The 12295-nt window shown below is 67.8% G+C and carries 11 protein-coding genes and 1 riboswitch; of the genes, 6 read left to right on the top strand and 5 right to left on the bottom strand.

Annotation, left to right across the window (positions count from 1 at the left end; all coding sequences use genetic code 11):
• Positions 1–4: 4 nt before the first annotated feature.
• Both ACOMG5_RS12480 and ACOMG5_RS12475 read right to left on the bottom strand, forming a co-directional pair.
• Positions 5–544, bottom strand: a complete 540-nt coding sequence (locus tag ACOMG5_RS12480; RefSeq protein ID WP_420344133.1) for a MauE/DoxX family redox-associated membrane protein — start codon at positions 542–544, stop codon at positions 5–7.
• Positions 544–1683, bottom strand: coding sequence for an amine dehydrogenase large subunit (locus tag ACOMG5_RS12475; protein ID WP_420344132.1), 1140 nt, complete (start codon positions 1681–1683; stop codon positions 544–546). The genes ACOMG5_RS12480 and ACOMG5_RS12475 overlap by 1 nt, the downstream gene beginning before the upstream one ends.
• A gap of 171 nt (positions 1684–1854) precedes the next feature.
• Here ACOMG5_RS12475 and ACOMG5_RS12470 point away from each other — a divergent pair, with 171 nt between their 5' ends.
• The 6 genes from ACOMG5_RS12470 (at position 1855) to ACOMG5_RS12445 (ending at position 8459) form a co-directional block, all read left to right on the top strand.
• Entirely contained in the window at positions 1855–2784 is a 930-nt protein-coding gene (locus ACOMG5_RS12470; RefSeq protein ID WP_420344131.1) for a helix-turn-helix domain-containing protein, read from the top strand.
• A gap of 145 nt (positions 2785–2929) precedes the next feature.
• Positions 2930–4531 carry a peptide ABC transporter substrate-binding protein gene (locus tag ACOMG5_RS12465; RefSeq protein ID WP_420344130.1) on the top strand — a complete coding sequence of 534 codons (1602 nt, stop codon included), beginning with the start codon at positions 2930–2932 and terminating at the stop codon, positions 4529–4531.
• 51 nt (positions 4532–4582) lie between these two features.
• Entirely contained in the window at positions 4583–5506 is a 924-nt protein-coding gene (oppB, locus tag ACOMG5_RS12460; protein WP_420344129.1) for an oligopeptide ABC transporter permease OppB, read from the top strand.
• Between the two features lie 43 nt (positions 5507–5549).
• A complete protein-coding gene (locus tag ACOMG5_RS12455; protein ID WP_420344128.1) occupies positions 5550–6434 on the top strand; it encodes an ABC transporter permease subunit in 885 nt (294 codons plus the stop codon).
• Between the two features lies 1 nt (position 6435).
• Positions 6436–7437 (top strand): oligopeptide/dipeptide ABC transporter ATP-binding protein, encoded by a 1002-nt coding sequence (locus ACOMG5_RS12450; RefSeq protein WP_420344127.1) that lies wholly within the window; start codon positions 6436–6438, stop codon positions 7435–7437.
• Positions 7434–8459: an ABC transporter ATP-binding protein gene (locus ACOMG5_RS12445; RefSeq protein ID WP_420344126.1), complete on the top strand. Its 1026-nt coding sequence runs from the start codon at positions 7434–7436 to the stop codon at positions 8457–8459. The genes ACOMG5_RS12450 and ACOMG5_RS12445 overlap by 4 nt, the downstream gene beginning before the upstream one ends.
• Positions 8460–8547: 88 nt before the next feature.
• Here ACOMG5_RS12445 and ACOMG5_RS12440 read toward each other — a convergent pair whose 3' ends face one another.
• The 3 genes from ACOMG5_RS12440 to ACOMG5_RS12430 all read right to left on the bottom strand — a co-directional run bounded on the left by ACOMG5_RS12440 (position 8548) and on the right by ACOMG5_RS12430 (position 12150).
• Positions 8548–9225, bottom strand: a complete 678-nt coding sequence (locus ACOMG5_RS12440; RefSeq protein ID WP_420344125.1) for an energy-coupling factor ABC transporter permease — start codon at positions 9223–9225, stop codon at positions 8548–8550.
• Positions 9226–9254: 29 nt separating this feature from the next.
• Positions 9255–9453, bottom strand: a riboswitch (cobalamin riboswitch).
• Positions 9454–9561: 108 nt separating this feature from the next.
• On the bottom strand, positions 9562–10359 hold the full coding sequence (gene rlmJ / locus ACOMG5_RS12435; protein ID WP_420344124.1) for a 23S rRNA (adenine(2030)-N(6))-methyltransferase RlmJ: 798 nt from the start codon (positions 10357–10359) through the stop codon (positions 9562–9564).
• A gap of 63 nt (positions 10360–10422) precedes the next feature.
• Positions 10423–12150 (bottom strand): nitrilase-related carbon-nitrogen hydrolase, encoded by a 1728-nt coding sequence (locus ACOMG5_RS12430; protein WP_420344123.1) that lies wholly within the window; start codon positions 12148–12150, stop codon positions 10423–10425.
• Positions 12151–12295 lie beyond the last annotated feature (145 nt).

Genomic DNA, 12295 nt, shown 5'->3' with positions numbered 1-12295 from the left:
CTCCTCAGGACCGCCGCGGACCAACCGCGAGGATATGGCCGAAATTGGCGAGCAGCTTCTCGACTGTGCCGTAGATCGCCCAGAGGGTGAGCCCGGCCAGCACCGTCACCAGTGCCGCCATCGCCCCCCCCATCGGGCCCGCGGGCAAAGCCGCGAGCCAGAGCGCCAGCGCAGCCAGGACCGCGTTGCGCCCGATCGTCAGGCCCGAGACGAACTGCGGCGTGCCACCGCAGCCGCAATCGATCCGGGTCTTGCCCGCCCGCAGCGCCAGCGCCATCGCTGCACCATATCCCGCGAGCAGCGCCGCCGCGAGCAGCGCCCCCGCTACGCGCGTGGCCGGCAGCACCAGCAGCGCCACCGCCAGCGCCTCGAGCCCGATCAGCGCCCGCGTGACCAGCGCTTCGCGCCCCGGCGGCACCAGCCCGTAATCGGCCACGAAGCCCGTCGTCTCCAGGAAGCTCTGCGCCTTGTGCCAGGCGGCACGCAGCAGCAGCACCGCCAGGAAGACGGTCAGCATCCCCGATATCAGCCGCAGCATGTCCATCACTGGCTCGTCAGCACCAGGCCCAGGAAGGTGCCCATTTCCTCGATCGACCCCGCGAATTTGGCGGCGGAGCGGGCCTCGGGATGGACCTCGTAGCGGTTGAGCTCGCCTTCCTCGGTGGTGCCGAACAGCACCGGCGGGGAGGATTTGCTCACGGTGAGCGAGTTCTCGTGATGGGCCACAGAACGGTACAGCACCTCTTTCGTCTTCAGATCCACCGCCCAGATCTCCTCGGCGGCGTTCTTGTGGCTGCCTTCCGCGGCGCCCGAATGCATCAGCACGAAGGCGATGCCGGTTCCTGCGTGATAGGTGATCACTTCGGAGCCGCCCGGCGCCCAGCCCTCGGAGCCCGTCACCAGCGAGAACTTGTCGGCGAGCGCGGGGACGCCGTCCTTCACGGTCACATGGTAGAGGTTGCCCTTGAACGAGGCGAAGTAGAAATCGTCGCCCACCCGTGCGGGGTTGGTGAACAGCGCATCCGCATCGGCATCGAAAATGCCCGCGCCGGATTTCGGCGCACCGAAGCTGCCGTCGGCGGCGAAGCTGAAGGTCTTCATCGAACCGTCGCCACAGACGGTGAGGAAGCTGGTGCCGGTGGTCGGGATCGCGCCCCAGCAGCCGGGCGTCGGGATTTCGGCGATCGGCGCGCCCTTGGCCAGGTCGATCACGTTGATCGAGGTGGCGGGCGTCGCATCCTGCACCAGCAGGTACTTTTCGGCATCGGCCAGCGCCAGCATCACCGGCTGCGGCTCCACCATCGCCATCTTTTCGGAGACGTTGAACTCGCGCAGCGGGCTCAGCGTGGCCACGTCCCATTCATGGACGATGGCTTCCTGCGGCCCGTAGGTGATGCGCTTGGCATAGACCGAGCTGGTATAAAGCCTGGAGCCGTCGGCGCTCAGCACCATCTGGCCGATCAGGCCGACGCCGATGTTGCCCTTGATCGAGAGGTCGTCGGCGCCGAGCACGTTGATCTTGCTCGAGCCGTCCCAGCTCTGATCGAGGGTGAACACGTTCGGGCCGGGCTTGATCGCTTTTTCGACGCCGAGGGTCTCGGGCTCGATGGGCTTTGCCTCCTGGGCCAGGATGGGGGAGGTCAGGGCCAGAAAGGCCGCCCCGGTCGCTACGATTTTTCGCATTCTTCTATGCCTCCTGCGGATCGGTGCGGCTAGGGTAACGGGAAGGTGACCGCCGGGTCTATCCGGTGCGGACACAAATTCATGATCAAATTTTGTGCATTTTGTGGACAATGGCTGCGATCATCGGGCATGGCTTGCGCTTTGCGCATGGTTGAGGGAAATGATCAGGCCATGCGCACTGCGACCCAACCTCCTGCGGGGCAGCTCGGCTGCTATGATTTCCGCGCGTGCCATTCGGTGGATGAGCAGGCCGTGGCCATGCCCGGCTGGGAGCAGAGTTATGCGCAGCTGCAAGAGGGGCGTTTCGAGGGCGCGGTGATCCGGCTGGAAATGCCCGGGCTGGCGCTCTACCGCGAGACGGTCACGCTGCGCACCGAGAACCATTTCGCCGATCCGGAGGACCGCGTCGCGGTCTATTTCCGCCGCAGCCATGCGCGCGGGGCCGTCATGGAAGCCGGGCTGAGCCGCGCACGCGCGCAAAGGCCCTTCGTGTTCGAGCCGAACGAGGTGATCCTGATCGCCACGATCCCCGAGGAATCGTTGGGTGGGCAGGTGCCGCTGCCCGATGTCTGGGCCGGGTTCGACCATGTGCCGCGCCTCGCGACCGGGGCGATGGCGGACTGGTTCGAGCGGCTGCTCGATCCGGCGGCGGGGGCGTTCTATCGCGAGGATGCGGAATTCGTGCGGCTCGCGCCCAAGATCCTGCAAGATCAGCTCTTGTCCTGGCTGGAGACGCCGGGCTGGTCCTGTGCGCGCCCGCCGCGCGCCCGCCAGATGGTCCGCGACCTGCTCGCCTGGCTGCGCGGCGCGCCGATCGACCTGGTGAGCGGCGCGGATGCGGCGCAGGGCACGGGCCATGGGCTGGCGGAGCTGCGCGCGGTCTGCCGCGCCGAGCTCGACATGACTCTGGAGCGCCTGCTTCTTGTACGGCGGCTCAATCTGGTGCGCAGCACGCTGATCCGCGCAGGAGACAGGGGCGCGCGGGTCTCCGAGGTGGCGCTGCATCACGGCTTCACCCATTGGGGCCGGTTCTCCGCGCATTACCGCTGGTTTTTCAACGAGTTGCCCTCCGAAACGCTGCGCGCGGCCCGGCGCGGCTGAGGGCTGCCGGGGCGGCGGGTGCCGCCACGTCATCGGCATTTGGCCGCGCAGGCCCCCCCGCAATCGGGTTTACGGACGGATGCCGCCGGATATGCTCGGTCTCATGGGCGCTTTGACGCCGAAACGAGTACAACGGGAGATCCTCATGACCAAGCTTTTCCTCAGCACCGCCCTGGTCGCCGCGCTGGCTCTGCCCGCGCTTGCCGCGCATCCGGCCGAGGGCGAGAAGCTCGCCGCGACCCAGAGCTACAGCTTCTGGCTGCTCGATGCGATCAAATCGGTCGATCCGGCGAAGAACACCGATGTCGAGGGCTCGGACGTGCTGCGCTCGCTGTTCGAGGGGCTGATGAACGAGGATGCGAAGGGCGCGATGATCCCGGGCGTGGCCGAGAGCTACACCGTCAGCGACGACAAGCTGACCTATACCTTCAAGCTGCGCGATGCGAAATGGTCGGATGGCACGCCGGTCGTCGCGGGGGATTTCGTCTATGCCTGGCAGCGGGTGGTGAACCCGGAGACGGCCTCCGAATACGCCTGGTTCATCGAGCTGATGAACGTGGCGAACGCGACCCCGATCGTGAAGGGCGAGAAGAAGCCCGAGGAGCTCGGCATCACCGCGCTCGATGACAAGACCCTGCAGGTGGTGCTCACCACGCCCACGCCCTATTTCATCAAGACGCTTTCGCATGCGACCACCTATCCGGTGCCGCGCAAGGTGATCGCGCAATATGGCGACGACTGGACCCAGCCGGGCAAGCTCGTGGGCAACGGCGCCTTCACGCTGGTGAGCCACAATCTCGGCGTGGAAATCGTGATGAAGAAGAGCCCGACCTATTGGGACGCGGACAACGTGCTCCTGCAAGACCTGCGCGGGGTGACGGTGAACGACAACAACGTGGCGCTCACGCGCTACATGGCGGGCGAGCTCGACCGGGTGCAGATCCCCTCCGGGCAATATCCGCGGCTGAAGCAGCAATATCCCGATCAGGCGGTCTCGCTGCCCTATGCCTGCTCCTATGCCTATATCTACAACCTGTCGGAGAAGGGGCCGGCGGCGCTGAAGGACCAGCGCGTGCGCGAGGCGCTGTCGCTGGCGATCAACCGCCAGGTGATCGTGGACAACATCCTGCAGGGCGGCCAGCGGCCCGCCACGACCTGGACCCATTGGGCCATTGAGGGCTTCGATGCGCCCAAGACCGAGCTCGCGACGATGGCGCAGCCCGAGATGACCGCGCGGGCGAAGGAGCTGCTGAAAGAGGCGGGCTATGGGCCGGACAAGCCGCTGAAGCTCTCGATCCAGTACAACACCGACGATGCCCACAAGAAGATTGCCGTCGCCGTGCAGCAGTTCTGGCGCCCGCTGGGCATCGAGGTGACGCTGAACAACGTGGAATGGAAGGTGCATACCGACCGGCTGCAGAACCAGGACTTCGACATTGCCCGCTATGCCTGGTGCGGCGACTATAACGAGCCCTCGACCTTCCTCGACTGGTTCCGCACCGATGGCTACAACAGCGGCAAATGGTCCAACGCCGACTTCGACCGCCTGCTGAACGAGGCCAAGACCGCCCCCGACCCGGCGCCGCTGTACAAGCAGGCTGAGGAGATCCTCGCCCGCGAGGTGCCCTCGGCCTTCATCTATCACTATGCCAAGGTCGACATGATCAACCCCACGGTGAAGGGCATCGCCACCGAGAACGTGCTCAACACCTGGTTCGCCAAGGACATCTACCGCATCGAGAAATGAGCCTCCGCGGCGCCGGGCTTTCCGGCGCCGCCACCGGAAGGGAGACCGCCGATGTTTGCCTATGTCCTGCGGCGCCTGGCCGTGGCCGTGCCCACGCTGTTGCTGCTGATCGTTCTGTCTTTCCTGCTGATGCATATGGCCCCGGGCGGGCCCTTCACGCAGGAGCGCGCCCTGCCGCCGCAGGTGCTGGCCAACCTGAACGCCAAATATGGCCTCGATCAGCCGCTGTGGCGGCAGGTCCTGGGCTATATCTGGAATGTGGTCGTGCATTTCGATTTCGGGCCGAGCTTCGTTTACCCCGATCTGTCGGTGAACCAGCTGATCGCCGCGGGCTTCCCGGTGACGCTGACCTACGGCCTGCTGGCCTTTGCGCTGGCGGTGGGGGTGGGCGGCGCGCTCGGGGTGGTGGCGGCGATCTGGCACAACAGCTGGATCGACTATCTGGCCGTGGGCATCTCCATCGGCGCGCAGGTGCTGCCCAATTTCGTGATGGCGCCGATCCTCGTCTTGCTGTTCACGCTGTCGCTGCGCTGGCTGCCCGGCGGCGGGTGGAGCTTCTCCGATCCGGGCTTCTGGGTGATGCCGGTGATCGCGCTGGCCACGAGCTACATGGCCTCCATCGCGCGGATCATGCGCTCCTCCATGCTGGAGGTGCTGGGCTCCAACCATATCCGCACCGCGCGGGCGAAGGGGCTGCCGGAATACCGGGTGATCCTACGCCATGCGCTGAAGCCCGCGGCGCTGCCGGTGATCAGCTATCTCGGCCCGGTCTTCGTCTCCATGATCACCGGATCGGTGGTGATCGACATCTATTTTTCCACCGGCGGCATCGGCAAGGCTTTCGTCGACAGCGCGCTGAACCGCGATTACGCGGTGATGATGGGGGTGACGATCCTGGTGGGGGCGCTGACTGTTTTGTTCAATCTGGTCGTGGATATCCTCTACGCCTGGATCGACCCGAAAATCCGGTACTGACATGGTGATCGATCAACAGAAAATGCACAGCCTCGCCGCGCGAATGGCCAGCGAGGAGGTCCGCGGGCGCAGCCCCTGGGCCGATGCCCGGCGCCGCTTCCTGCGCAACCGCGCGGCGATGGCGGGGCTGGCGATCCTCGTCCTCGTCACCGCCTTCGTGCTCTTCGGCAGCCATCTCGCCGCCTGGAACAACCAGGACCTCGACTTCGCGGTGATGGGGCAGGTGGCGGAGCTCGGCGGGCCCTCGCTGGCCAGCGGGCATTATTTCGGCACCGATGATCTCGGGCGCGACCTGTTTGCGCGCACGGTGCAGGGCACGCAGATCTCGCTCATGGTGGGGGTCATCGGCGCCGCCATCGCGGTGCTGGTGGGCACGCTCTATGGCGCGACGGCGGGCTATGTGGGCGGGCGCACCGATCAGCTGATGATGCGCGCGGTCGATATCCTGATGTCGGTGCCCTACATGTTCGTGCTGATCCTGCTGCTGGTCATGTTCGGGCGCTCGATCGCGATGCTGTTCTTCGGGATCGGGCTGATTTCCTGGCTCGACATGTCGCGGATCGTGCGCGGCCAGACGCTGAGCCTGAAGAACCGCGAATTCATCGAGGCCGCCCGCGCCATCGGCGTGCCCGGCTGGCGCATCGTGCTGCGCCATATCGTGCCCAATCTGCTTGGCGTGGTGGCGGTCTATGCCACCCTTCTGGTGCCGCTGATGATCTTGACCGAGAGCTTCATCAGCTTCCTCGGCCTCGGCGTGCAGGAGCCGCTGACTTCCTGGGGCGCGCTGATCTCCGAGGGCTCGGGTACGATGGGCTATGGCACGCTGTGGCAGCTGATGTTCCCGCTGGGCTTCTTCGTGGTGACTCTGTTCGGCTTCTTCTTCGTGGGCGACGGGCTGCGTGACGCGCTCGATCCGAAGGAGCGCTGAGATGGCCCTTCTGGAGATCCGGGGCCTTTCGGTCCGCTTCGAGACGAATGACGGCGCGGTGCAGGCGGTGAACGATGTCTCGCTCTGCGTCGCGGCCGGCGAGACGCTGGGCATCGTGGGCGAATCCGGCAGCGGCAAATCGCAGCTCAGCTTCGCGGTGATGGGCCTTCTGGCGCGCAATGGCCGCGCCCAGGGCAGCGTGCTTTTTGAGGGGCAGGAGATCCTGAACGCCCCGCCAAAGCTGCTGAACCGGATCCGGGCCGAGGAGATCGCGATGATCTTTCAGGATCCGATGACCTCTCTTAATCCCTACATGCGGGTCTCGGAGCAGATGGCGGAGGTGCTGACGCTGCACCGCGGGATCTCGAAGCGGGCGGCGGTGGCGGAGGCGGTGCGCATGCTCGATGCGGTGCACATTCCCGATGCGGCGGCGCGGGTGCGGCTCTATCCGCATGAATTTTCGGGCGGCATGCGGCAGCGGGTGATGATCGCGATGGCGCTGATGTGCCATCCGAAGCTGCTGATCGCCGATGAGCCGACGACGGCGCTCGATGTCACCGTGCAGGCGCAGATCATGCAGCTGCTTTCCGATCTGCAGCGCGATTTCGGCATGGCGATGATCCTGATCACCCATGATCTGGGCGTGGTGGCCGGCGCCTGCGAGCGGGTGGCGGTGATGTATGCCGGGCGCGTGCGCGAGACGGGGCCGGTCGGGCCGCTGTTTGCGGGGCCGACGCATCCCTATACGCAGGGCCTGCTCGCCGCCATTCCGCGGGTGGACCAGCACGAGGAGGAGCTGCGCGCGATTCCGGGCGCGCCGCCCAACATGAACCGCCGCCCGCCCGGCTGCGCCTTCGCGCCGCGCTGCCCCTATCTGCGCGACGGCTGCACGGAGCGGCACCCGGCGCTGGAGGAGTTCGCGCCGGAGCGCAGCCGCGCCTGCTTCGCGCCGGTGGCCGATGTGCTGGCGCAGCGCACCCGCGCAGAGGAGCCGATGCGATGACAAAGCCCCTGTTGCAGGTCGAGGACCTGCGCGTGACCTTCCGGATCCCGCCGGCATCGGCCTGGCCCTGGGCGCGGCCGCGCGCCCTGCAGGCGGTGGGCGGGGTGGGCTTCACCCTGATGCCGGGCGAGACGCTGGGGGTGGTGGGTGAATCCGGTTGCGGCAAATCCACGCTGGCGCGGGCGCTGATCGGGCTCGCGCCGGGGCAGGGCCGGGCGGTCTGGGAGGACGGGGTGGATCTGCTCGGGCTGAGCCCGCGGCAGATGATGCGCTACCGCGCCGATATCCAGATGGTGTTTCAGGACCCGCTGGCGAGTCTCGATCCGCGCATGACCGTGGGCCAGATCATCGCCGAGCCGCTGGTCACGCATCGCAAGGGGCTTTCGGGCGCCGAGGTGAAGGCGCGGGTGCAGCAGATGATGGAGCGCGTGGGCCTGCTACCCAATCAGATCAACCGCTACCCGCATGAATTCTCGGGCGGGCAGTGCCAGCGCATTGGCATCGCGCGGGCGCTGATCGTGGAGCCGCGGCTGATCATCTGCGATGAGCCGGTGTCGGCGCTGGATGTGTCGATCCAGGCGCAGGTGATCAACCTGCTGATCCGGTTGCAGCGGGAGCTGGGCCTCGCGCTCGTGTTCATCGCCCATGACCTGAGCGTGGTGAAGCATATCAGCGACCGGGTGATGGTGCTGTATCTGGGCAAGGTGATGGAGATCGCCGCTTCGGCGGAGCTTTATGCCCGGCCGCAGCATCCCTATACGCAGGCGCTGCTCTCGGCGGTGCCGGTGCCGGATCCGGCGTTTGAGGCGGAGAAGGTGGTGGTGCCGCTGAACGGCGATCTGCCCTCGCCGCTGGCGCCGCCTTCGGGCTGCGTGTTCCGCACGCGCTGCCCGCGGGCGCAGGCGCGCTGTGCGGCGGAGGTGCCTGTGCTCTCGGCTGCGCAGCATCAGGTCGCCTGTCATTTCCCGGGGCCGCTCAGCGCGGAGGAAATCGCCCGGGCGCGGCAGGAGCCTGCGGCCTAGGGCCTGCTGGTCCGGGGCCCGCTGATCTGGGTCCCGCTGATCTGGGGAAGGTCCGGCCCCGCGGGGCCGGAGCGTGCCTGTGCCGGGCTCAGGCCGGGTGGTGCAGGCGGCGGGTGAACAGGCCCGAGGCCTTCGCGCCATGCAGCGTCTTGGCTGCGGCAAGGACGGCGAGATCGGCCAGCGGTTCGATCAGGACGACCAGCATATAGGCGCCGCCGAAGGTCACGATGGCGTGCAGGTTGTCAGAGGTGACGCCCGCGCCATAGAGCGCCCAGAACGCCACCCAGAGCACCACGCCGCCCTGATAGGCGGTGGAGAGGGCGAGGGCCTGACTGTATTTGAGGTCCACATAGGCGGTGCCGGGGGCGATGATCCGGCCCGCGAGCGCGCGCAGCCCGAAGAGCGGGAACAGCAGCGTGGACACGTTCATGCCGTATTGCGGCAGGTCGAAGGGCGCGAAGAACAGCCCCTGGATCAGCAGCCCCGCGGCGAGGCCGATGGCGGCGGGCGCCGCACCGAACAGCAAAAACAGGGTCGATCCGAGGATCAGGTGGACTTCGGACACCCCGACCGGGTGATGCGGCAGGATTTCGAAGAAGCTGAAGACGCAGGCGGTGGCGATCACGCTGCGCAGGGCGAGCGAGGCCAGCCCCTGTTCGCGCAGCGCCTGCAGGGCGAGGCGCGCGGTGAACAGGCCCGCCGTACCGGCTGTGGCGATGCTCAGAAGAATTTTGGGCCCCATGACGAGGCCGGGTTCGATATGCATTGGGTCCTCCAGACCGTCACTCCCGACGGCGGTTGAGATGAGGTGCTGGTCGGTCTCCTGACTCGCGGGTCGCAGCCTTCCCGGCCTTCCCGCGACGGCCCGGGGGCAGTCGCAGTGGCTTTGTCGGGTCGGCTCGCCGCTCACAGTCGCGGGGGCGGTCGGATTCGGGCAGGGCCCGTCCTGTTCCCATGCCGGGAAGATCCCGGCACCAGGCACGGCGCTAGGGTGCGCCACGGCGGCGCGCGCGTCACTATGCTGTGATCGGGGCGGAAGCGGGGGGCCAGCCCCCCGCGCCCCCCGCCAGAGGGGGCGCGCCCCCTCTGGGCACCCCCCGCGCTACAGCGTGGCGAACAGGCGCTGCAGGCGCTGCGCTTCGCCTTCGAGGCCCCAGGGCGGGTTCAGCACGAACATGCCGGAGCCGATCATGCCGTGGCCTTCGCGGGCGGGCGGGAAGCGGACTTCGGACAGGAGCGCCTCCGGATGCGCCGCGGTGAGGGCGCGCACCATCGCGGCCTGCGCGGGGGCAATGGCGACCGAGGGCGCCAGGACCGGATACCAGAGCGCGATCACGCCCACGTTCCATTTGCGGGCAACCTGGCCGATGAGCTTCGGGATCGTCTCGTAATCCGATTTGACCTCCCAGGACGGGTCGATCAGCATCAGGCCGCGGCGTGGCGCGGGCGGGGCGAGGGCCAGCGCCATGGCGAGCCCGTCCTTGGGGTGCAGCACGCCGCCGAAAGGGGCCATCGCCGCGCGCAGGGCCTCGAACTCGCGCGGATGCAGCTCGCACAGCTGGATCCCGTCGATCGGGCGCAGCAGGCTCGTGGCGATCAGCGGGGAGCCCGGATAGGCCATGGCGCCGTGGGTCGCGCGCACCGCCGCCAGCGCCTGCGCATAGGGGTGATCGGGCGCGAACCAGCCGAGCTTCTCGATCCGGCGGATGCCGGCGCCCGCCTCGCCGGTCTTGACCGCCTCCGGCGCATCGAGCGCGTAGAGCCCGCGGCCGGAATGCGTCTCCAGATAGCTCATCGGCTTGTCCTTGCGGGTCATGTAATCGAGCATGACCGCAAGCAGGGCGTGCTTGTGCACGTCCGCCAGGTTCCCCGCATGGTAGATGTGTTGATAGGACAGCATCACGCACCTCCGCCGCCCCTCATTGCCCGGCGCGGGGCGGCTGCGCAAGCCCCCGCGGGCCGCTCAGCCCTGCGTGCGCTCCATGATCAGCGGCGTGTAGTGATGCGGCAGCCGCATGGTGATCAGGTCCTTGCGGCGCACCACATTGGAGGGATAGGGCGTATCGGCGTTGGTCAGGTCGATGCGCAGCAGCGCCATGCCTTCTTCCTCCAGCACCGCGCTTTCATGGCGCGGGAAGGCGAAGGTGTCGGCGCCGAAGATGCCGCTCAGGCCCGGGTTCCCGGCCTCCATCCGGTTCGCGAAGGCCAGGTGCAGGTTGTTCTCGCCGCTGCGGGCGCGGAAGGCATGCCAGTGGAACGGATCGGCGCCGGTCGGGATCGGGGCGTTGTGCGGAATGGCGGTGCCGGCATGAGCGCCGGTGAAGCCCGGAGGCAGGGCCGCGGGGCAGGCGACGATATCGCAGCCCGCAAGCGCCAGCACCCGGATGCTCTCGGGCGGGAGCGCATCGGTGCCGGTGATCAGCCCGAGCCGCCCGAAGGGCAGGTCGAAATGGCGCCAGCTGTCGCCCGCGCTGGCCCAGGCGCGATCCGCCTGCGCGAGGTGGATCTTGCGGTAGCTGCCCACCCGCCCCTCCGGCCCGGACAGGACAACGGAATTGTACCGCCGCGCGCCATCCGTCTCGGCGAAGCCTGCGACGATATGCAGCCGGTGACGCATCGCGATCCGGGTGAAGCGGTCGATCAGGGGGCCGTCCAGGGCTTCGGCGGTCTCGGGGCCATTGAGCGCCAGCTCCGGCAGCACGAGGAGCGCCGCACCCGCGCCCGCAGCCTCCGCCGCGAGGCGGGCGACGGTGGCGAGATTCGCGGCCGGATCCGCCGCGGGCGCGAATTGCGCCACCGCAAGCGTGGAGGCACGCCCCGCGGGCAGCGGCTGGCGCCCATAGAGGCGGAAATAATCCAGCGGATTCCAGGTGAAGCTGTTGGTCATCAGCGTCTTGTAGAGGGCGGGGCGGCGCAGCTCGAACACGGGCTCGCCCAGCACCATGCGCGCACGCGTCCGGGCCGGGTCGATGGTGCCGGTGACGATGGCATCGCCGCCATCGGTCTGGGCGTCCACGCTGCCATCGGGGGCGATGATGCAGCTGCCGCCCGAAAACTGCACCGTGCGCTCCAGCCCCCAGCGGTTCGCCTCGATCACATAGCAGCCGTTCTCCCAGGCGCGGGTGATCCAGTAGGGCGCCGGGGTGCGCTCCGCGAGCCAGTTCGAGATGTGGCAGATGACATCGGCGCCGCCCAGGGTCTCGAGCCGCACGGTTTCGAAGAAATGCAGGTCCATGCAGATGAGCAGCGCGATGCGGCCGATTTTCGTGTCGAAGACCTGATGCGCGACATCGCCCGAGGCCGCCCATTTCGGCTCGGAGATATAGGGATGCGATTTGCGGTGCACGCCCACCACACCCTCGGGCCCGATCAGGGCGGCGCTGTTGTAATAGAGCCCGGTCGCCGGATCGACCTCGGGCAGCCCGACGACGATGTAGCAATCGTGCGCCGCGGCGATGTCCGCGAACCGGGCGGTGGTCGGGCCCGGGATCGTCTCGACTTCGGGCGCGACTTCGGCGCGGTCGTACCAGCAATAGCCGGTGGTGCCCATCTCCGGCGTCACGATCAGCCGCGCGCCGCCCTGCGCCGCCTCCCGGCACAGATCGAGGAGCCTGGTGACGTTGCGCTCCTTGGCGAACATCACCGGTTCGAACTGGATGGCGGCGGCTTTGAAGGGGGCGGGGGTGGGCATGGCGGGGCTCCGTGACGGGGTGGCGCGCGAACGCCGATTTCGTGAATATTGAAACGGAAAATATCTCGAAGCAAGGGGGTGGGGCTGGCCATGCGGCGATTGCATCTGCGGCAGCCGGGGCGCACCCCGGCTGAAATCCGCGGAT

Source organism: Paenirhodobacter sp., assembly GCF_041916475.1.
Classification (GTDB): Bacteria; Pseudomonadota; Alphaproteobacteria; order Rhodobacterales; family Rhodobacteraceae; genus Rhodobacter.
Note: the sequence above shows the minus strand (reverse complement) of the source record. Positions and strands in the feature narration are given on the sequence as shown.